18 protein-coding genes and 1 tRNA gene are annotated in these 20,564 nt (G+C 66.6%); 12 read left to right on the top strand and 7 right to left on the bottom strand.

Annotation, left to right across the window (positions count from 1 at the left end):
* Window positions 1–43 precede the first annotated feature (43 nt).
* Window positions 44–754, top strand: a complete 711-nt coding sequence (rpe, locus tag CLV77_RS05760) for a ribulose-phosphate 3-epimerase (RefSeq protein WP_076978863.1) — start codon at window positions 44–46, stop codon at window positions 752–754.
* Window positions 755–1,229: 475 nt separating this feature from the next.
* On the opposite strand, the gene CLV77_RS05755 is transcribed toward rpe, so the two are convergent.
* Window positions 1,230–1,305 (bottom strand) — tRNA-Thr (locus tag CLV77_RS05755).
* A 78-nt stretch (window positions 1,306–1,383) separates the two neighbouring features.
* Window positions 1,384–3,042 carry an ABC transporter permease gene (locus CLV77_RS05750; RefSeq protein ID WP_076978864.1) on the bottom strand — a complete coding sequence of 553 codons (1,659 nt, stop codon included), beginning with the start codon at window positions 3,040–3,042 and terminating at the stop codon, window positions 1,384–1,386.
* Window positions 3,043–3,132: 90 nt separating this feature from the next.
* Here CLV77_RS05750 and CLV77_RS05745 point away from each other — a divergent pair, with 90 nt between their 5' ends.
* Both CLV77_RS05745 and CLV77_RS05740 read left to right on the top strand, forming a co-directional pair.
* On the top strand, window positions 3,133–4,008 hold the full coding sequence (locus tag CLV77_RS05745) for a hypothetical protein (RefSeq protein ID WP_076978865.1): 876 nt from the start codon (window positions 3,133–3,135) through the stop codon (window positions 4,006–4,008).
* Between the two features lie 125 nt (window positions 4,009–4,133).
* Window positions 4,134–5,972 (top strand): S1 family peptidase, encoded by a 1,839-nt coding sequence (locus tag CLV77_RS05740; RefSeq protein ID WP_076978866.1) that lies wholly within the window; start codon window positions 4,134–4,136, stop codon window positions 5,970–5,972.
* 82 nt (window positions 5,973–6,054) lie between these two features.
* Here the strand turns inward: CLV77_RS05740 and CLV77_RS05735 are convergent, their stop codons facing one another.
* Window positions 6,055–6,315 (bottom strand): DUF2312 domain-containing protein, encoded by a 261-nt coding sequence (locus tag CLV77_RS05735; RefSeq protein ID WP_076980946.1) that lies wholly within the window; start codon window positions 6,313–6,315, stop codon window positions 6,055–6,057.
* A gap of 146 nt (window positions 6,316–6,461) precedes the next feature.
* On the opposite strand from CLV77_RS05735, the gene CLV77_RS05730 reads away from it, so the two are divergent.
* The 3 genes from CLV77_RS05730 (at window position 6,462) to CLV77_RS05720 (ending at window position 7,742) form a co-directional block, all read left to right on the top strand.
* Window positions 6,462–6,677, top strand: a complete 216-nt coding sequence (locus tag CLV77_RS05730; RefSeq protein WP_076978867.1) for a hypothetical protein — start codon at window positions 6,462–6,464, stop codon at window positions 6,675–6,677.
* 205 nt (window positions 6,678–6,882) lie between these two features.
* The gene (locus CLV77_RS05725) at window positions 6,883–7,311 is read left to right on the top strand and encodes a YeeE/YedE family protein (protein ID WP_076978868.1); all 429 of its coding nucleotides are present in this window, start codon (window positions 6,883–6,885) and stop codon (window positions 7,309–7,311) included.
* Window positions 7,311–7,742: a DUF6691 family protein gene (locus CLV77_RS05720; RefSeq protein WP_416171595.1), complete on the top strand. Its 432-nt coding sequence runs from the start codon at window positions 7,311–7,313 to the stop codon at window positions 7,740–7,742. The genes CLV77_RS05725 and CLV77_RS05720 overlap by 1 nt, the downstream gene beginning before the upstream one ends.
* Before the next feature lie 93 nt (window positions 7,743–7,835).
* Here CLV77_RS05720 and CLV77_RS05715 read toward each other — a convergent pair whose 3' ends face one another.
* From CLV77_RS05715 to CLV77_RS05700, 4 genes are all read right to left on the bottom strand, one after another.
* Window positions 7,836–10,550, bottom strand: coding sequence for an ATP-binding protein (locus CLV77_RS05715; RefSeq protein WP_100053046.1), 2,715 nt, complete (start codon window positions 10,548–10,550; stop codon window positions 7,836–7,838).
* Window positions 10,547–10,897 carry a hypothetical protein gene (locus CLV77_RS05710; protein ID WP_076978869.1) on the bottom strand — a complete coding sequence of 117 codons (351 nt, stop codon included), beginning with the start codon at window positions 10,895–10,897 and terminating at the stop codon, window positions 10,547–10,549. The genes CLV77_RS05715 and CLV77_RS05710 overlap by 4 nt, the downstream gene beginning before the upstream one ends.
* Window positions 10,898–10,931: 34 nt before the next feature.
* Entirely contained in the window at window positions 10,932–11,300 is a 369-nt protein-coding gene (locus CLV77_RS05705; protein WP_076978870.1) for a response regulator transcription factor, read from the bottom strand.
* Window positions 11,301–11,516: 216 nt separating this feature from the next.
* Window positions 11,517–12,917 carry a short-chain fatty acyl-CoA regulator family protein gene (locus CLV77_RS05700; protein ID WP_076978871.1) on the bottom strand — a complete coding sequence of 467 codons (1,401 nt, stop codon included), beginning with the start codon at window positions 12,915–12,917 and terminating at the stop codon, window positions 11,517–11,519.
* 229 nt (window positions 12,918–13,146) lie between these two features.
* Between CLV77_RS05700 and CLV77_RS05695 the strand changes: the two genes are divergently transcribed.
* From CLV77_RS05695 to acs, 6 genes are all read left to right on the top strand, one after another.
* Window positions 13,147–14,511 (top strand): substrate-binding protein, encoded by a 1,365-nt coding sequence (locus CLV77_RS05695; protein ID WP_076978872.1) that lies wholly within the window; start codon window positions 13,147–13,149, stop codon window positions 14,509–14,511.
* Window positions 14,512–14,622: 111 nt separating this feature from the next.
* Window positions 14,623–15,654, top strand: a complete 1,032-nt coding sequence (locus tag CLV77_RS05690; RefSeq protein WP_076978873.1) for a branched-chain amino acid ABC transporter permease — start codon at window positions 14,623–14,625, stop codon at window positions 15,652–15,654.
* Window positions 15,655–15,657: 3 nt separating this feature from the next.
* On the top strand, window positions 15,658–16,872 hold the full coding sequence (locus tag CLV77_RS05685; protein WP_076978874.1) for a branched-chain amino acid ABC transporter permease: 1,215 nt from the start codon (window positions 15,658–15,660) through the stop codon (window positions 16,870–16,872).
* Between the two features lie 12 nt (window positions 16,873–16,884).
* A complete protein-coding gene (locus CLV77_RS05680) occupies window positions 16,885–17,643 on the top strand; it encodes an ABC transporter ATP-binding protein (protein ID WP_076978875.1) in 759 nt (252 codons plus the stop codon).
* A 10-nt stretch (window positions 17,644–17,653) separates the two neighbouring features.
* Window positions 17,654–18,403 carry an ABC transporter ATP-binding protein gene (locus CLV77_RS05675; protein WP_076978876.1) on the top strand — a complete coding sequence of 250 codons (750 nt, stop codon included), beginning with the start codon at window positions 17,654–17,656 and terminating at the stop codon, window positions 18,401–18,403.
* Between the two features lie 165 nt (window positions 18,404–18,568).
* Window positions 18,569–20,524 (top strand): acetate--CoA ligase, encoded by a 1,956-nt coding sequence (gene acs, locus CLV77_RS05670; protein WP_076978877.1) that lies wholly within the window; start codon window positions 18,569–18,571, stop codon window positions 20,522–20,524.
* Window positions 20,525–20,564 lie beyond the last annotated feature (40 nt).

Here is a 20,564-nt window from a genome sequence, read left to right as displayed (position 1 = left end):
CGCGTTACCCCGCCCATATCCCGCCAGCGCAAGGACCATCCCCATGACCGCCAAATCTTTCGACCGCTCGATCAAGATCGCCCCTTCTATCCTATCGGCGGATTTCGCCAATTTCGGCGCTGAATGCGAAGCGATCGAGGCCCAGGGCTGCGATTGGGTCCACGTGGACGTGATGGACGGGCATTTCGTGCCCAACATCACCTTTGGCCCGGCGACCTGCGCCGCCATCCGCCCCCACATCAAGGGGGTGATGGACGTGCACCTGATGATCGCGCCGGTCGATCCCTATATCGAGGCCTTCGCCGCCGCCGGTGCCGACGTTCTGACCGCCCATCTCGAGGCAGGCCCCCACATCCACCGCACCCTTCAGGCGATCCGTGGCGCGGGCTGCAAGGCGGGCATCGCCCTCAACCCCGGCACCCCGGCCGAGCATCTTCGTCACCTGCTGGACGACATCGACCTGGTCTGCGTGATGACGGTCAACCCCGGCTTCGGCGGCCAGTCCTTCATCCACAGCCAGATCGAGAAGGTGCGCGAGCTGCGCGCCATGATCGGCGACCGCCCCGTCCATATCGAGATCGACGGCGGGGTCGACCCCAAGACCGCCCCCCTGGTCGCCGCCGCCGGTGCCGACGTGCTGGTCGCGGGCTCGGCCGTCTTCCGGGGTGGCTCGGTCAAGGCGCCCGAGGTCTATGGCCAGAACATCAAGGCCATCCGCGACGCCGCCGAGGCCGCAGGCTGCACCTGGGCTTAGCGCCCCCACCCGGGGCCGCGACTCCGGCCGGGGCCCCCGTACGGGTATTCTCGGGGCTCTTGCAGAATGCCCACCTAATCCCTACCTTTTCGACACCCTCACAAGTGCAGGGAGAAAGGAAGGCTTCACTTGGAAGCTTTTTTGAACTCCCCGGACTTGGGGCTGTGAGTTGACTGGCTTGCAGAGGCTCTCTTGTGGGGAAGCTTGGGATGTGGCCTCAAGCATCAACCCGACCTCGGTTGGGAGTGCTCTGCAATCGCAGTCACGGTTGTAGTCTGGCTGCGCATGGCGCGGTAGGATAGGGTCGAAGGCAGGGCAGCTGAGAGCCTTGTGTGGAGCGAGAGGACTTAGGCGGCGACCGTGACGGTTGCCCCGAGCAACCACTCAATCCGCACACCACCAAGGATGTCCTGTCGTCCCTCCTCAGGGATTTTAAGAGCATCAAGCCATGCGCCGCGACCAACTCTGGATTGAATGGTGCCCCCACACGGACTCGAACCGCGGACCTACTGATTACAAATCAGTTGCTCTACCAGCTGAGCTATAGGGGCACTCGGGCCGATTTAGCGGTCCCTCCGCCCCGGTGCAAGCCCCGTTCGCAGGGCTTTTGCAGCCCCGGGGCCGCCCCGTCAGCGGTTGGCGCGGGCCAGGGCGATGACGGCGGCCAGACCCACCAGGATCACCAGCACCGCGGCCGGGGCCGCGTCGCCGATGTTCTCCAGCGAGGCCTGGTCGTAAACCCGTGTCGCCAGGGTCGAGAAGTTGAAGGGCCGCAGCAGCAGCGTCGCCGGCAGCTCCTTGACGCAATCGACGAAGACCAAGAGCAGCGCGGTTCCGACCGAGCCGCGGATCAGCGGCAGGTGGACGCTGCGCAGGGTGGCCGCCGGTCCCTTGCCCAACGAGCGTGCGGCCATCGGGATCGAGGGCGAGATCCGCCCCATCGCCGCATCGGCCGCCCCCACAGCGATGGCGAAGAAGCGCACCGTGTAGGCCAGCACGATCGCCGCCGCCGTGCCCGACAGCAAGAGACCCGGGTCACGCCCCGTCAGCGCCAGCGCAAGGTCCGCGATCCGGTGGTCCAGCCCGCTGAGCGGCAGCAGCAGTCCGATGCCCAGCACCGCGCCGGGCGCGGCATAACCGATCGTCGTGACCGGCAGCAGCGTCCGCGGCAGGCGCCGACCGCTCAGCCGCACGCCATAGACCAGCAGCAAGGCGCCGCCGACGGTGACCAGCGCCGCCGCCCCGCCGACGCCGACGGTGTTCAGGGTCGCCGCCACCAGCTCGGGATCGGCCCAGCGTTCGGCATTGGCAAAAGCGTGGGACAGGATCACGCCGGCAGGCAGCGCGAAACCCACCGCGAAGGGCAGAAGGCAGGCGACACTTGCCAGCCAACGGCCCGGCCCGGTGAGCACGATCCGCTCGACCGGGCGCTGGTGGCGCGACATCCGGTGGAAGCGGGCGTTGCGCCGGCTGATCTTCTCAAGCGTCACCAGCAACAGCACAAGCGTCAGGATCACCATGGCGATCTGGGCCGCGCCGCCGGCGTTGTAACTTTCCAGCCAGACCGAGAAGATGCCGGTGGTCAGGGTCTGGACGGCGAAATACTCGACCGTGCCGAAATCATTCACCGTCTCCATCATCACGATGGCCGCGCCCGCCGCGATGGCGGGGCGGCTGAGCGGCAGGCCGACGCTCCAGAACCGGCGCAGCGGGCCCGCGCCAAGCGCCCGCGCCACCTCGTAGGACGAAGCCGACTGTTCGCGCAGCGCCGCCCGCACCAGCAGGTAGACATAAGGGAAAAGCGAGGCCGCCAGCACCAGGATCGCCGCGCCGCGCGACCGCACCTCTGGGAAGGCGTAATCCTGGGCCGAGCTCCAGCCCATCAGCCCGCGCAGGCCGCTTTGCACGGGGCCCGCGTATTCCAGGAAATCGACCAGCGCGTAGGCTCCGACATAGGCCGGGATCGCCAGTGGCAGCAGCAATGCCCACTCCATGACGCGCGACAGTGGAAAGCGGTACATCACGATCAGCCAGGCGCAGACCGTGCCCGTGACCCCCGCCAGCGCCCCCACCGCCACCATCAGGATCAGCGTGTTGAGCATGTAACGCGGCAGGACCGTCGCCACCAGGTGGGGCCAGATGTTGTCGGTCGGGTTCAGCGCGATCCACAGGACAGACGCTAGCGGCAGCAGCACGATGGCGGCGATCAGCAACGCCAGGATCGACCAGCGGTCCGGCAGCATGGGCGCCCGTGCGACCGGGTGTAGTCGAGTGTTTTGCTTGGTCATCGGGGACGGCTTATCTAAATCAGGTTTAACTGTCCAGAAATCCCTATATATTGCCGGCGCGGGCACGATTGGGACGACAGACAGGACAGCATGGACATTTCGATACATCTGGGCGCGCATGACACCGATGACGACCAGATACTGAAGACCCTTCTGCGCAACAAGGGCGTGCTGGCCGAAGAGGGGATCGTGGTCCCCGGTCCCGGTCGCTACCGTCCCATCATGCGAGAGACGCTGAAGGCCCTGCGCGGCGCCGTCGCGACACCCGAAATCGAAGAGGTCGTCCTGGACAGTGCGATGGATGTCGATCGTGCCGAGCGGCTGGTGCTGTCCTCCGAGAATTTCATCTGCGTGCCCCAGCGGGTGCTGACCGAGGGCGTGCTTTACCCCAACGCGGCCGAGAAGACGATGTGGCTGCGCAACGTATTTCCCCGCCATGACGTCGAGTTTTTCCTGGCTTTGCGCGACCCCGCCACCTTCATCCCCGCCAACCTGCGCCGTCACCGGGACATGGACGCGGCCGATTTCCTGGCCCATTTCGACCCGATGGCACAGCGTTGGTCCGACGTGGTCGAGCGCATCCGCTCGACCAACCCCGGAACGCCGATCACCGTCTGGTGCAACGAGGATTCGCCCCTGCTCTGGCCCGAGATCCTGCGCGCTGTGGCCGATCACGACCCCTTCCTGAAACTGACCGGGGTCGACGACATCCTCGACGGGCTGATGACCGAGGAAGGCGCCACCCGCATGGCCGCCTTCATGGAGGCCAAGCCGCCCGCGAACGAGGCCCAGCGACGCCGCATCGTCGCCGCCTTCGTCGAGAAGTTCGGCATAGATGACGCGCTGGAGGAAGAACTCGACATGCCCGGCTGGACCGAGGAATACGTCGATGCGCTGACCGCGCAATACGAGGAAGACATCTACCAGATCCAGCGCATCCCGGGCGTCACCGTCCTGATGCCCTGAGGCGCGGGAGGCGCGCTTTTTCCGGGAACGCGTTGCACGCATGCGGATCGAGGCGGATTGAACGGCCCGCGCGTCGGTCTATCCTTCTGTGCAGGATCGCCGATGCGACCGCACAGGAGCCGCCAATGTCCCGCCCCCGCCTTTCCACGCCGATCGCCGTCCTGCCGCCACCGGGGCGCCTTGCCCGCATCGCGGCGCTGGGCCTTTGCCTGCTGGCCGCCACCAGCCCCGCCCGGGCCGAGCCCGTGGACATCCCCGACGGCGAATGCGCCGTGATCGTCGCCTCGCGCCGCAGCATGGCCGAGGTGCGCGACTTCATCCGCGCCAATCCCGACGCCGCCGGCGAGACGCCTTCGGTCTATCTTTCGCGCAATGGCTGGCACGCCATCTCGCGCGGGCTGCTTCGCCAGCGGGGCGCCGACGGGGTGCTCGACCGGGCCAAGCGCAACGGTCTGATCCCGCGCGACGCCTATTGCTCGACCGGGCGCGTCTATACCAGCCGGATCCCCCTGCAGGCGACAAGCCGCAACCCGGTCGAACTGCCCCCCGATTCACTGGTCGAGGAGGTTCCAGCGACCCGCGATGCGGCCACGCTTGATCCGCGCCGGATGTTCGACGCGCGGCCCCTATCGCGGGACGACAAGCGTGCCCTGCAGGCCGCGCTGGCGCTTTCGGGCGACTACACCGGGCTGCTGGACGGCCAATGGGGGCGCGGCAGCCAGGCGGCGCTGAACACCTGGTCGCAACGCCGGATGGGGCGCGATGCCCGCATGGGCGACGTCATGCGCCTGGGCGCCGAGGCGCGCACCATCCTGCGCGACGGCGGTTGGCGGATGCGCCGGGCCGCCGACACGGGCCTGTCGCTTGCCCTGCCGACGGCGCGCCTGCGCCCCGGCAAACGCGACGGCGACGGTCTAGGCGAAAGCTGGGAAGATCCCGAGACGGGTCTGTCGTTCCAGTTCGGAACCGTCGGCGACGCCGCCCTGCGCCGCATCCACGCACGTTTTGCCGAGGCTGCCGCAGGCGGCCGGCGCAACGATCCGCCCTACATGCTGCGCCGCGCGGACCGCTGGGTCTCCAGCGGCACCTTGGGCCGGGGGCTGTTCTACCTGCGCTCGGACCGGCGGGCGGGCGGCTGGGGTACGGTGGTGGTCTACGGCCCCTCCTCGGCCAAGCCCGAGATCGGGCTTGTCGCCTCGTCCATCCGCGAAGGCGGGCCCGTCGCGCTGGAGCCCGACCCCGGTGGCCCGCTCGACCTGTTGATCGACCGCTGGAACGGGGCCGCACCGCGCGATCCCGCGCCCATCGTGTCGCCACGGATGCCCGAACCTGCCCCCGCCCCCCGCAACACGGGCGGCACGGGCACCGGTTTTCTGATCAACTCATCGGGGGTCTACCTGACAAATGCCCACGTGGTCGAAGGTTGCCGGGCGCTGTCGGTCAACGGCATCCCGGCCCGGCTGATGGCCGAAAGCGCAGGCTTCGACCTGGCCGCGGTCGAGGCGATCATGCCGATCGCGGGTGCCCGCCCGCTGCCGATCGCCGACCGGCCCGCCGGGTTGAACAGCGATGTCACGATCGCCGGCTATCCGTTGCATGGGCTGCTGGGCGGGTTGAACGTTCAACGCGGCTCGGTCGCGGGGTTGAGGGGGCCGGGAGGCGATGACCGGCTGATCCAGATCTCGGCCCCGGTGCAGGCCGGCAATTCGGGCGGTCCGGTGATCGACAACGACGGCGCCGTGGTCGGTGTGGTGGTGGCCAAGCTGGATGCGCGCAAGGTGGTCGATGCCCTGGGCGACATGCCCCAGAACGTGAACTTCGCGATCCGGGGGGCGCTGGCGCGCAGCTTTCTCGAGGCCAACGGCATCCCCTTCCGGCGCCAGTCCAGCGCCGTGGCCCAGACCCGGGCCGAAGCCGCGGCCGCGCTGGACGCCGCGACCGCGCTGCTGGAATGCCTGCCCTGAAACGGGGCGTGGGGCCCGTTGGGGCCCGTGGTCGGGCGGCACGGCGGGGAATGACCTCCCCCGCGCGTTCCCGCCCGGGCGCTCAGCTCATGCCGAGGGCTTCCTTGTACATCTCCAGCACCGCCTCTTCCTCGGCGATGTCATCCTTGTCGCGCTTGCGCAGGGCGATGACCTTGCGCATGACCTTGGTGTCGTAGCCGCGGGCCTTGGCCTCGGCCATGACCTCCTTCTGCTGCTCGGCCACGTCCTTCTTCTCTTGCTCGAGCCGCTCGAAGCGCTCGATGAACTGGCGCAGTTCGTCCGCGGTGACGCGGTAGCTCATGTCGGATTCGGAATCGCTCATCGGGGCCTCGGTCTGCTGGAGGGTGTCAAAGACCCCTTCCGTATCGCCCCCCCCGCCGGGCTTCAAGAACCTTGCCCGGGGGCGGTGCATGGATTAGGCGACTGTGACAATCTGAAGTGACATCGGACGAAGCGGGGCAAGGCGATATGGAAATTCTGGTCTGGATCGGGGCGGCGCTGTCGGTGATCGGCCTTTGCGGCCTTCTCTATTGCATCGTGCTGGCGGCGCGGGCGCGCACCTCGGGCGCCCCGCATGCCGAGATACAGCAGCGCATGCAGAAGGTCGTGGCCCTCAACCTCGCGGCGCTGTCGCTGTCGGGCCTGGGGCTGGGCATGGTCATCGTGGGCGTGCTGCTGAGTTGACGTCCCCGACCCGGGCCGAAAACCCGGTGACGATCCGGTGACGATCCGGCGACCGGACGTCATCGACAGCAGCTAGACGTTGCAATATGCGCGAATACGCATATATAAGCGGCCGAACTGCCCTGTCGCCCGCCCCCGGGGCCGCGGCGAGGGGCCGACATCAAACGGGGGGCCGATGCCCCCCACCCACGCAGGAGCGAATTGCATGGAACAAGACTGGATCTGGGGTCTCGTCGGCGGCGGGCTGATCGGCCTGGGCGCGGCCTTCTACCTTCTGGTCAACGGGCGGATCATGGGAGCCAGCGGCATTCTTGGTGCCGTCGTCGACGGCTCGGCCCGCGAGACGCGCTCCGAGCGCCTCTGGTTCCTGGCCGGGGTGATCGGTGTGCCGGCGGTGCTGATGCTGGTCACCGGGGGCGCCCCCGACACCAACCTCACCGGCAACTGGGTCGTCGTGATCGCCGCCGGTCTGCTGGTCGGCCTGGGCACGCGCCTGGCCAACGGCTGCACCTCCGGCCATGGCGTCTGCGGCATCTCGCGGCTGTCCATCCGGGGGATCGTCGCGACCCTCATCTACATTGGCGCCGGCGTCCTGACCGTCGCCCTCTTCCGTCACGCACTGGGGGTGATCTGATGAACTTGCGCAATCTTGCCGCGGTAATCGCGGGCGGCCTTTTCGGCGCCGGTCTGATGCTGTCGGGGATGACCGACACCGCCAAGGTCCAAGGCTTCCTTGATGTGCTTGGCGCCTGGGATCCGACGCTGATCTTCGTGATGGGCGGGGCCATCGTGCCGATGTTCATCGCCTGGCGGATCGCTGCCATGCGGCGCATGCCCGCCCTCGGCGGCGCCTTCCCGCCCCCCTCGACCGATGACCTGGGCCGTCGCTTGGTCGTAGGCTCGGTGATGTTCGGCATGGGCTGGGGCCTGGCCGGCCTCTGCCCCGGACCGGCGCTTGCCTCGCTGAGCTATGGCGGCATTGGCGGCCTGGTCTTCCTGGCGGCCATGGCGACCGGCATGTTCGCCGCCCCGCCGGTGGCCCGCCGGCTGGAGCCCGCGATGTGATCGGGACCCGACCCGACTAGAAAGACTGGAGACGACGGCAGGCCCCCTGCCGTCGTTTTCGTTTGCGCAGGGCGTCAGCCCCGCACCCCACGCTCAAAGCGGCAATGTCACCCGGAACGCCGCGCCGCCCTGCCCCGGCAGGTAATCGATCCCGCCGCCCAGCTTCAGCATGATCTCGCGGCAGATGGCCAGGCCCAGCCCGGCACTGCCGGCGGCGCTTTCGTCCGACAGGCGCGCGAATTTCTCGAAAATGATCTGCTGGCTCTTCTCGGGAATGCCCCGGCCGTTGTCGATGAAATCCACCGTCAGCAGGTTCCCCTCGACCCGGGGGACGATGCGCAGGACTGGGTGGTCGCGCTGGCAATACTTGCGGGCGTTGGAGATCAGGTTGATGAAAACCTGCGCCAGCCGGTCGCCGTCGGTGACAAGGCGCACCGATTCCGCCAGCGGCTGCCGCTCGATCCGCAGGGGCGCGCGCGCCGCACCGGGGGGCGCATCGGGACCCGGGGCACGACCGACCAAAGCCGACCCGCCGGCCGAGCTTTGGGCGCGATCCAGGACGTCGCGCAACAGCACGTCCTGCCGGTGCAGCACCACCTGCCCGTTCTCCAGCACGCTGAGGTCCAGCAGGTCATCAAGCAGGCGGGTCAGGCGGATGCTCTCCTCGTGGATGATACCGGAATAGCGGCGCGTCGCCTCCTCGTTCAGCCCGTCACCGTCCAGCAGGATCTCGGAAAATGACCGGATCGAGGTCATCGGCGTGCGCAGCTCGTGGCTGATCTGGCTGAGGAAAGCGTCCTTCTGGATGGAGATATCGGTCAGCTTGGCATTGGCATCGCGAAGCTGGCGGGCGGTCTGGGTCAGCTCGCGCGACTTGAGTTCAAGCTGGGTGGAGTATTCGCGCATCTGAGCTGTCTCGTCGGCCACCGCCAGCAGGTCCTGGACCGAGACCGCGGCCCCGCCCGTGATCTGGGCCACCATGGCATGGGCCGTCGCCGCACCCACCGATCCCGCCAGCTCGCGCTCCAGCAGTTCGACAAACTCGGGCGTGGGTTCGGGCAGGTATCCGGTGCTTCCCTGCCGGGCGGCCGCCTGCTGGAATAGCGCCTGCGCATCGCCGGGGCCAAGGATCCGCTGGGCCATGACCAGCAGGTCCTCGGTCTCGGCCTTGGTGCCCAGCCACCCCCGCGCCCGACCCGAGTGATCGAAGACATTGACGATCTGCGCGCCTTGCAACCGCTCCAGCGGCGTCGGGAAGGTGACCAGCGAGATGGCGATGAAAAAGCCCGCGTTGAACAGCATCGACCAGAACATCGCATGCACCAGCGGGTCCATCCCCTCGATCCCGAAAAGGGCGGTCGGGCGCAACCAGCCAAGGCCGAAGGGTCCCTCGGCCAGCAGGGTCGCGGGCATCATCGGGCTGGCGCCGAAACTGGGCAGGAAGAAGCTGTAGGCCCAGATCAGGAAGCCCGCGATCAGGCCGGCCCCCGCGCCATACCGCGTGGCCCCGCGCCAGAAGATCCCGCCCAGCAGCGCCGGCAGCACCTGCGCCACCCCCGCAAACGAGATCAACCCGATGGACGCCAACGCCGCACCGCCCCCGGAAAATCGAAAATATCCGTATCCCAGAAGGAGAACGCCGCCGATGCTGATGCGGCGTGACAGCAGCACGACCTTGCGCACGTCACCCGAAACGGTTGCGCCCTCGCGGCGCAGGGTCAGCCACAGGGGCATGACCACGTGGTTCGACACCATGGTCGACAGCGCGATCGCTGCCACGATCACCATCGAGGTGGCCGAGCTGAAGCCGCCCAGAAATGCCAGCGTCGCCACCTCTCCCTGACCGTGGCTGAGTGGCAGGGAAAGAACAAAGAGGTCCGGGTTTGAGCCGGCGGGCAGTTCGGCCAGGCCGATGACGGCGATCGGGACGACGAACAGGCTCATCAGCATCAGGTAGAGCGGAAAGGCCCAGGCGGCTGTGCTCAGGTGGCGCTCGTCCGAGTTCTCGACGACGATCACTTGGAACATCCGCGGCAGGCAGATCACGGCAGCCCCCGCCAGGAAGGTCAGCGCGACCCAGCGATCGGGCGCGACCGGGCTTTGCACCAGGGTCGAGGCATCGATCCGCGCCAGCATGTCGCCCATGCCGTCGGCCACGCCCCAGACCACGAATATGCCGACGGCCAGCAGCGCGATCAGCTTGACCACAGCCTCGACGGCGATGGCCATGACGACCCCGTGGTGCCGCTCGTTCGCATCGAGGTTGCGGGTGCCGAAGAGGATGGTGAACAGCGCCAGCCCCGCCGCCACCCAGAACGCCGTCTGGTCCAGGTCGCTCAGGTCCCAGCCGGAGGGGTTGGCGGCGGCGAAGGCCGCGAAGGACAAGGTAACAGATTGAAGTTGCAGGGCGATATAGGGCGTGGTGCCGACCACGGCCAGCAGGGTCACGATCACTGCCAGCGCGTTCGACTTGCCGAAGCGCGACGAGATCAGGTCGGCGACCGAGGTGATCCGCTGCAACCGCCCGATCCGCACCAGCTTGCGCAGGATCCACCACCAGCCGACGAAAACCAGCGTCGGGCCCAGGTAGATCGTCAGGTATTCGAGGCCCGATCGCGCGGCGTAGCCGACGGCGCCATAGAACGTCCAGGCGGTGCAGTAGATCGACAGGGACAAGGTATAGATCAGCGGCGAGCGGAGCCAGCTTTCCTGACCCTGCCGCGCCCGCCGCTCGGCCCAGAAGGCGACGGCGAACAGACAGGCGACATAGACCAGCGCCACCCCGAGCAGGAGGTTGAAGCCGATCATCGCCCCGGCGATCCGCCATCGCGCGGCGGCGAAGGCATCGCCGGCGTGTCAACGGTCCCGCGCGCGCCGGTCCCGCCGGCACCCCCCGGCGCGCCGGGCGATCGCGGCTCGGCCTCGGCGCCGGTGATGGTGCGGGTGGTCAGCGCGATGGCGAGGATCAGGCCGGACCAGGCGACGAAAAGGTAGATGACGCGGCCCGACAGGCTCATCTCGGTGACGCGGGGCATCAGCGCGGGTGCCAAGAACAGGATCACGCCCACGAAGGGCAGCAGCCGCACCGCGTCCAACATGCGCCGCCGGCGGTAGTTGCGATGCTCAAGGAACAGTGGTGTGCCCTGGTCGCTCATCGCGGGGCGCGCCCCTGCCTGGCGGGCCGCCCGCTCATGGCTGCGTCAGCTCCTGGAGGCGTGCCAGGATCTCCTGGTTCGAGAAGGGCTTGGTCATGAAATGGCTGACCCCGTAGCTTTCGGCCAGGGCGCGGTCCTTCTCCTGGCCCTTGGCGGTCAACATCAGCACCGGCAGGTCGCGGGTCTGCCGGGCGGCACGGATGTCGCGCAGGATCAGGAACCCGCTGCGGTTGGGCAGCATCACGTCCAGAACCACCACATCGGGCCGCACCCGGTCGACCGCATCCAGCGCGGTCGCGCCATCGGCGTGGATCGACACGCTCCAGCCGTCGCGTTGCAGAATGAAGCGCATGGCCTCGGTGATGTTGGGTTCGTCTTCGATCAGAAGAACGGTCTTGGCCACTCCCCGCCCTCCCCTGCGTCGAGTTCGTGCGTCGCCCGCCCAGGGCCGGTCGCGGGGCCCGCCGTGGGACCGCCGACTGTGCGGTATATTGCCGGTTCCTGGAGACGAGTCAAAACCCAAGCGTCGCGAAAGGGTTGCGGGCGGGGTCCGTGATGCCGCAGCAAGGGGCCTCGAGGACGCGCGCGCGTGCCGTTTTCCCCCAAGAGGCAACGCGGCTCAGGCCTCGGCGGCGCCTGCGAACCCTTCGCGCCGGGCGGGGCAGCGGGGGCGCGGACAGGTCCGGCAGGAGGAACCGACGCCAAGCGCGGCCCCCTCCAGTCCCATCGGGGGCACGCCGTCCTGTCCCATTGCATCCGGCGCGTGGGCCAGGTCCATCGGCACCACAAGCATCGTCGCCTCGAGGACGGGGGGCGCGTCGAACTGTGCCGGACCCCGAGGCTCGGCCACAGCGAAGGCCAGCACGCGCTGACCGCCCGGCGTCTCCAGCAGCTGGCGCAACGGCAGGTGGGGGCGCGACAACGCCTGGTATAGCGGCCAGAGCGGACAGGCCGCGCCGAATTGCGGCATCGGAAATCCCTCAAGCCGGCGGCGGAACAGCAACGCCCCCGCCCCGTCGCACAACACCAGCCCCACGCGCTGCAACGGCCCCTCGGGCGGCAGGCAGGCCAGCCGCCTCAGGATCAGCGACAGGGGTTGGCCAAGCTCCCCCGCGATCGCGGCGGGCTCCAGCCCGTGCCGGTCCAACGCCTGCAACAACCGGTCCGGGGCGACCGCCGCCGCGTCCGAGGCATAGCGGCGCGCCACTCGGCGGGCGACGGCAAGCTCCTCGGCGCCGCCGTCGCGGGCCATGCGGCGGGCCAGCCCTTCGATCCGGGCCTCCCCGTCCTCCTCCGTCCCGTCGCTCTCCAGCTCGGGCAGGTGGTGCCGGGCTGCGGCCAGGTAGGATTCCACGCGCTCGGTGGGCGCGGCGAACCCCGTCTCCTCCCGGGCCATCGCGTCGAAATACGAGACCAGCGACTGGGCAGTGCGGGCCAGGCGGGCGCTGTCCTCGTGCAGGTTTGCGTGAAAGCGCGCGCGCCAGTTCGGGTCGATGTCCGGTGTCTGGTTGAGGATCGAGGCGGTCGAGCGGACCGAGGTGACCGCTGACAGGATGTCATGCAGGTTCTCGGCCAGAACCGGGTCATGGGCCAGGCGGTCCGACAGCCCTTCGACCGTGCGCTCCAGCGCGGCGATGCGGCGGTGCTGGGCGGCCACGACGCGGGCCCAGCCCGGGAAGCGGGCCACCAGAGAACCCGGATCTTCCACCCCTGCCTCACGCTCGGGCCGCGCGGCGGCGCCGCCCGACGCCGGGGCGCGATCCGTGTCCAAGGCCGGCCCCGCCGCGTCGCGCAGGGTGTCCAGCAGCTCCTCGTCGGCGCCCTCCGAGAGGCTGGATGCCGCAACCCCCAGCGCATCCGCCAGCGACAGCAGAAGCTTGCCGCCGATGTTTCGGCGATTATGCTCGATCAGGTTGAGGTAGGAGGCCGAGATCCCGACCCGGCGCGACAGCTCGGTCTGCTTGATGCCCCGCTGCATGCGGCGTTCGCGGATCCGGTCGCCGGTAAAGCTTGTGGACATCGGGATTTTCCTTTCCGAAACGGGGCGCGACGGGACGGCAAACGTCAAACAATTTACAAGCTGGCTTAATCCTATGTGGAATTATTTACAAAAAAAACGTTGCGAAAAAAGGAGTTGTTGCGAAATTTTCGATTGTGAAGCGATAATGCCCTCACTCTGTAAAAGGAGTGCCGGCGGACGTGTTTGAGGAGACACCTGACTGTCGGCTGACACTCAAGGGAGGAAATTGATGTCCAAGAACATTCTGACCCGCCGTGGCCTTATGCGCACCGGCGCTGCCGCCGGTGCCGGCCTTGCGATGCCGACCATCTTCACCGGCCAGGTGTGGTCCGCGGCCCATTCCGGCTATACCAACGCGCCGCAGGGCAGCACGGTCACGCTGGGTTTCAACGTGCCCCAGACCGGCCCCTACGCCGATGAAGGCGCGGACGAGCTTCTGGCGCAGCAGCTGGCGGTCGAGCATCTGAACGGCGAAGGCGACGGCGGCTGCCTGAACACCTTCAGCTCCAAGGCGCTGAAGGGCAACGGCATTCTGGGCAAGAAGGTCCAGTATGTGACCGGCGACACCCAGACCAAATCCGACGCCGCCCGTGCATCGGCCAAGTCGATGATCGAAAAAGACGGCGCCATCATGATCAACGGCGGCTCGTCCTCGGGCGTGGCCGTGGCCGTTCAGGGCCTGTGCCAGGAAGCCGGCGTGATCTTCATGGCCGGTCTGACCCATGCCAACGACACCACCGGCAAGGACCGCAAGGCCAACGGCTTCCGCCATTTCTTCAACGCCTACATGTCGGGTGCAGCACTTGCGCCGGTGCTGGCCAAGGAAATGGGTTCGGATCGCCGCGCCTACCACCTGACGGCGGACTACAACTGGGGCTGGACCCAGGAAGAGTCGATCGTCGCCTCGACCGAGGCTCTGGGCTGGGAGACGGTCAACACCGTCAAGACGCCCCTCGCCTCGACCGACTTCTCGTCCTACATCACGCCGGTCCTGAACTCGGGCGCCGACGTGCTGGTCCTGAACCACTACGGCGGAAACATGGTCAACTCGCTGTCCAACGCCATCCAGTTCGACCTGCTCAGCAAGCAGGTGAACGGCAAGGACTTCAAGATCGTCGTGCCGCTCTACTCGGAACTGATGGCCGCCGGTGCCGGTGAGAACATCAAGGGCGTTCTGGGCTCGATGAACTACAACTGGCAGCTCGACAACGAAGGCTCCAAGCAGTTCGTCAAGTCGTTCGGCGAGAAATACGGCAAGCCGCCCTCGAACTCGGCTCAGACCTGCTATGCACAGGTTCTGCTTTATGCCGACGCCTGCGAACGTGCCGGCACCTTCAACCCCTGCGGCGTGGCCGAGGCTCTGGAAGGGTTCGAATTCGACGGTCTGGGCAACGGCAAGACGCTTTACCGCGCCGAAGATCACCAGTGCTTCAAGGACGTCCTTGTGGTGCGTGGCGCCGAAAATCCCACCAGCGCCTACGACACGCTGGAGATTGTCGAGATCACGCCCGTGGATCAGGTCATGTACGCCCCCGACCACCCCATGTTCGGCGGTGCCGAGGCCAAGCTGGGCGAGTGCAACCCCGGCGCCTGAGCCCGACACGACTCATAGGAAAGGCCGTGCCGCGGTGCGGCCTTTCCCCTATTCGGTCCCGAGCGCCCGACGCGGCGGACCGACAGCAGCAAACATCATCGAGGTGGGGAGATGGACGCTTTCATCCTTCAAATTCTCAACGGCCTGGACAAGGGCTCGGCCTATGCGCTGATCGCCCTCGGGCTGACGCTGATCTTCGGCACCCTGGGGGTCGTGAACTTCGCCCACGGGGCGCTCTTCATGATCGGCGCATTCTGCGCGGTCTTTCTCCAGCGGATCCTCAGCCTCAGCTTCCTGACAGTGGATGAGACGCGGACCGACTTTCTGGGCAACCCCATGAAGGTCGAAACCCCCTATGTCGTGGACTGGTTCGGACCCGAGCTGGGCAATGCGATCATCGACTGGTCGGTGCCGCTGGCCATCCTGTTCGCGATCCCGGTCATGGTCTTCGTCGGCTTCGTGATGGAGCGGGGCCTGATCAAGCATTTCTACAAGCGGCCCCACGCCGATCAGATCCTGGTCACCTTCGGTCTGGCCATCGTGCTGCAGGAAATCATCAAGTATTTCTATGGCGCCAACCCCATCCCCACCCCCGCGCCCCGCGCGCTTGCCGGTGCCTTCGACATCGGCACGGTCATCGGGTTCGACGCCAACACGATCATCTATCCCTACTGGCGGATGATCTACTTTGCCTTCTCGCTTATCATCATCGGCGGCGTCTTCGGCTTCCTGCGCTACACGACCTTCGGCATGGTGGTGCGCGCCGGCATGGCCGACCGCGAGACGGTGGGCATGCTGGGCATCGACATCGACCGCCGCTTCACACTGATGTTCGGCATCGCGGCCGCCGTCGCCGGGCTTGCGGGCGTGATGTACACGCCCATCAACCCGCCCAACTATCACATGGGCATGGACTTTCTGGTCCTCAGCTTCGTGGTGGTCGTTGTCGGCGGCATGGGTTCGCTTCCCGGCGCCGTGCTGGCGGGGTTCCTTCTGGGGATCCTTGAAAGCTTTGCCTCGACCTCCTGGGCGACTTCGGCCCTGCCGGGGATCAACCAGATCATCATCTACCTTGTCGCGATCATCGTGCTGCTCACCCGTCCGCGTGGCCTGATGGGCCGCAAAGGCGTGATGGAGGAATAATCAATGCTGGGTCTGTCGTCCAAGGACACCGCTCTACTCATCATCGTCGCGCTGCTGGCCCTGCTGGCGCCGGTGCTTCTCAACCCCTTCCCCGAAGCCTCGGCGATGGCGCAGTTCAACGCGGGCTATCCTGACCTGATGCAGCGGTTCGTGATCTACGGGATCTTCGCGATCGGGTTCAACATCCTGTTCGGTCTGACCGGCTACCTGTCCTTCGGTCACGCCGCCTTTCTGGGTGTGGGTTCCTACGCGGCGGTGTGGATGTTCAAACTGCTCAGCTACAACGTCGTGCCCGCCATCCTGCTGAGCGTGGTCGTCGCGGGGCTGTTCTCGGTGCTGATCGGCTACATCTCGCTGCGGCGGTCGGGGATCTACTTCTCGATCCTGACGCTGGCCTTCGCGCAGATGTCCTTTGCGCTGGCCTATTCGGTGCTGTCGAACCCGAAGTTCAACCTGACCAACGGCGAGACGGGCCTTCAGGTCTACACCGACGATCCGCAGATCTTCCACCGCGCCGGCCTGCCCGACCTGCCGCATTTCTTCGGCCTGTCGATGCGCTCCACCTATACCGTGGACATGGGCGGTTGGTCCTTTGACTTCAACGCGGGCTACTACCTGTGTGCGATCATCCTGCTTGTGGCCTTCTACATGTCGATCCGGATTTTCAATTCGCCCTTCGGCATCATGCTTCGGGCAATCAAATCCAACCAGCAGCGGCTGAACTACACCGGCCTGAACTCGCGCCCCTACACGCTGGCGGCTTTCGTCATCTCGGGCATGTATGCCGGTCTGGCCGGTGGCCTGCTGGCCGCGATGGACCCGCTTGCGGGCGCCGAGCGCATGCAATGGACCGCCTCGGGTGAGGTCGTTCTGATGACGATCCTTGGCGGTGCCGGCACGCTGATCGGCCCGATCCTGGGCGCCGGTTTCATCAAGTATTTCGAAAACATCTTCTCCAAGATCAACGACAATGTGCTTCACCAGTGGTTTTCGTTCATGCCGGACGGGGCCGAGGATTTCCTCGTCGCCATTGTCCACCCCTTCGTCGGCAAGGGCTGGCACCTGACCCTGGGCATCTTGTTCATGCTGGTCGTCATCTTCCTGCCCGGCGGGCTGGTCGAGGGCGGACAGCGGATCGGACGCTTTGTCTTCCGGCGCAACAATCGCAAGGGTGGCGGGCTTGAGCCCGACGCCAAAGCCAAGCAACCCGCCGAATAAGGAGCGCACATTATGGGTATCCTGGAAGTAAAAGGCGTCGGAAAACGTTTTGGAGGTCTTCAGGCGCTGGGAAACGTCAACCTCAGCGTGGCTGAAAACACCGTGCACGCCATCATCGGCCCGAACGGGGCCGGCAAATCCACCCTTCTCAACTGCCTGGTGGGCAAGCTCATCCCCGACACCGGTTCGGTCACCTTCCAAGGTGAATCGGTGCTGGGGCGCAAGCCGCACGAGATCAATCAGATGGGGATCAGCCGGGTCTTCCAGACCCCCGAGATCTTCGGCGATCTGACCGTGTTCGAGAATGTGATGATCCCCTGTTTCGCCAAGCGCGACGGGGCGTTCCGCATGCACGCCTATGAGTCGGTCAAGGACGAGGTGGAAATCCGCGAAAAGGCCCGCCTGATCCTGGATGACGTGAACATGCTGGAAAAGCGGGACATGATCGCGGCCTCCCTGTCGCGCGGCGACAAGCGGCGGCTGGAGATGGCGATGTGCCTGGTGCAGGAGCCCAAGCTGCTGCTGCTGGACGAGCCCACCGCCGGCATGGCGCGGGCCGATACCAACAACACGATCGACCTGCTCAAGCATATCAAGGCCACCCGCGACATCACCATGGCGATCATCGAACATGACATGCACGTCGTGTTCAGCCTGGCCGAGCGGATCACAGTTCTGGCCCAGGGCACGCCCCTGGTCGAGGACACGCCCGAGAACATCAAGGGCCACCCCAAGGTCAAGGAAGCCTACCTTGGCGAAACCCAGGCATGAGGACCGCGAAATGAACGTTCCTTTCGACAAATTCGCCAACAACGCGGCGACGGCCCCGGCCTATTTCTCGGTCCACGATCTGCACGCCTATTACGGCGAAAGCTACATCGTGCAGGGCGTCAGCTTCACCATCCACGAGGGTGAGATCCTGGCCCTGCTGGGGCGTAACGGTGCGGGCAAGACCTCGACCCTGCGGGCCATCGCGCGGCTGGACAGCCCCGAGGTGCGCACCGGCGAGATCTGGCTGGACCACCAGGCCCTCCACAAGATGCGCAGCCACGAGGCCGCGGTCGCAGGCATCGGCCTGGTGCCCGAGGACCGGCGCATCATCCCCGGCCTGACGGTCGAGGAGAACCTGGAACTGGCCCAGATCGTCGAGCCCGTCGGCTGGTCGATCGAGCGTCTCTACGGCCTCTTCCCGCGTCTGGGCGAGCGCCGCAAGCAGGAGGGCGTGACCCTTTCGGGCGGCGAGCAGCAGATGCTGGCCATCGCCCGCGCACTGGCCCGGGACGTCAAGGTCCTGCTGCTGGACGAACCCTACGAGGGTCTGGCCCCCGTCATCGTACAGGAGATCGCCAAGACCCTTGGCCTGATCCGCGAACAGGGCATCACCACGATCATCGTCGAGCAGAACGCCGTCGCGGCCCTGAAACTGGCCGACCGGGCGGTGATCCTGGACACCGGTTCGGTGGTCTACGACGGCTCGGCCGCCGAGGTACTGGCCGACGAGAAACTGCGCCACGAATACCTGGCCATCTGACACCGGGACGCCCCCGACACCGCCCGCCCGGCCCCCGTTCGCGGGGTGCGGACGGGCGCCCCGGGGACGCCGCCGCGACCCTGCCCCCTTGAAGCCGCGCGGCCTTCGGGTATTGCTTGACGCAAGGGACAGGCAAAACACGCCACATAATCCAATGGGGGGACAATGACCGACACCGCCAAAACCTATCCGCCAAGCGCCGAAATGGCTGCCGCCGCCCATGCCGACAAGGCGACCTATGACCAGATGTATGCCGACTCGGTCAAGGATCCGGCAGCCTTCTGGGGCGAGCAGGGCAAGCGCCTGCAGTGGATGAAGCCCTATTCCAAGGTCAAGAACGTCACCTACGAATATCCCGATGTCTCGATCAAATGGTACGAGGACGGCACCCTGAACGTCGCCGCCAACTGCATCGACCGCCATCTGGAAGAGCGCGGCGACCAGACCGCCATCATCTGGGAACCCGACAGCCCCGAGGATGAAGCCAAGCACATTACCTACAAGCAGCTGCACCGCTCGGTCTGCCGCTTTGCCAATGTGCTGAAGGAACTGGGCGTCGAAAAGGGCGACCGGGTCGTGCTTTACATGCCGATGATCCCCGAGGCCGCCTATGCCATGCTGGCCTGTGCGCGGATCGGTGCCATCCACTCGATCGTCTTCGCCGGCTTCTCGCCCGACGCGCTGGCCGCCCGGATCAACGGATCGGAAGCCAAGGTGCTGATCACCGCCGACGAAGCCCCGCGCGGCGGCCGCAACACGGCCCTCAAGGTCAACGCCGACAAGGCCTTCGAGACGGTCGAGCACAAGTGCAAGATGCTGGTCGTCCAGCGCACCGGCGCCGATGTCGCGATGGAGAACGAGCGTGATTTCTGGCTGCACGAGGTCGAAGGCGACGTCAGCGACGACTGCCCCCCCGAGGAGATGAACGCCGAAGATCCGCTGTTCATCCTCTACACCTCGGGCTCGACCGGCATGCCCAAGGGCGTCGTGCACACCAGCGGCGGTTATCTGGTCTATGCCGCGATGACCCACCAATACACATTCGATTACCACGACGGCGACGTCTACTGGTGCACCGCCGACGTGGGCTGGGTCACGGGCCACAGCTATATCGTCTACGGGCCGCTGGCCAACGGTGCCACGACCCTGATGTTCGAGGGCGTGCCCACCTACCCCGACGCGGGCCGGTTCTGGGCCGTCTGCGAGAAGCACAAGGTCAACCAGTTCTACACCGCCCCCACCGCCATCCGCGCGCTGATGGGCAAGGGCCCCGAGTTCGTCGAGCCTTACGATCTGTCCTCGCTGAAGGTGCTGGGCACGGTCGGTGAGCCGATCAACCCCGAAGCCTGGAACTGGTATAACGACGTTGTGGGCAAGGGCCGTGCGCCCATCGTCGACACCTGGTGGCAGACCGAAACCGGCGGCCACCTGCTGACCCCGCTGCCGGGTGCCACCACCACCAAGCCCGGATCGGCCACCCTGCCCTTCTTCGGGATCGAGCCTGTGATCCTTGAAGCCGAAAGCGGGGCCGAGATCTCCAGCACCGAGGCCGAAGGCGTCCTGTGCATCCGCGACAGCTGGCCCGGCCAGATGCGCACGGTCTGGGGCGATCACAAGCGGTTCGTCTCGACCTATTTCGAGCAGTACAAGGGCTATTACTTCACCGGCGACGGCTGCCGCCGCGACGCGGACGGCTATTACTGGATCACCGGCCGGGTCGATGACGTCATCAACGTCTCGGGCCACCGCATGGGCACCGCCGAGGTCGAAAGCGCGCTGGTCGCCCACCCCAAAGTGGCCGAGGCCGCCGTCGTGGGCTACCCCCATGACATCAAGGGCCAGGGCATCTACGCCTATGTCACCCTGATGGCCGGCGAGGCCGCCGACGAAGATCTGCGCAAAGAGCTTGAGACATGGGTCCGCAAGGAAATCGGCCCCATCGCCAAGCCCGACCTGATCCAGTTCGCGCCGGGCCTGCCCAAGACCCGCTCGGGCAAGATCATGCGCCGCATCCTGCGCAAGGTGGCCGAGGATGATTTCGGCAGCCTTGGCGACACCTCGACCCTGGCCGAGCCCGAGGTCGTGGACGACCTGATCGCCAACCGCATGAACCGCAAGTGACCCATCGGGCCGGGAACTTCCCCGGCCCGTCCTTACCGGC

The organism is Brevirhabdus pacifica (assembly GCF_002797755.1).
Taxonomy (GTDB): Bacteria; Pseudomonadota; Alphaproteobacteria; order Rhodobacterales; family Rhodobacteraceae; genus Brevirhabdus; species Brevirhabdus pacifica.
The sequence above is the reverse complement of the archived record's forward strand: the minus strand, read 5'-3'. Positions and strand labels throughout refer to the sequence as shown.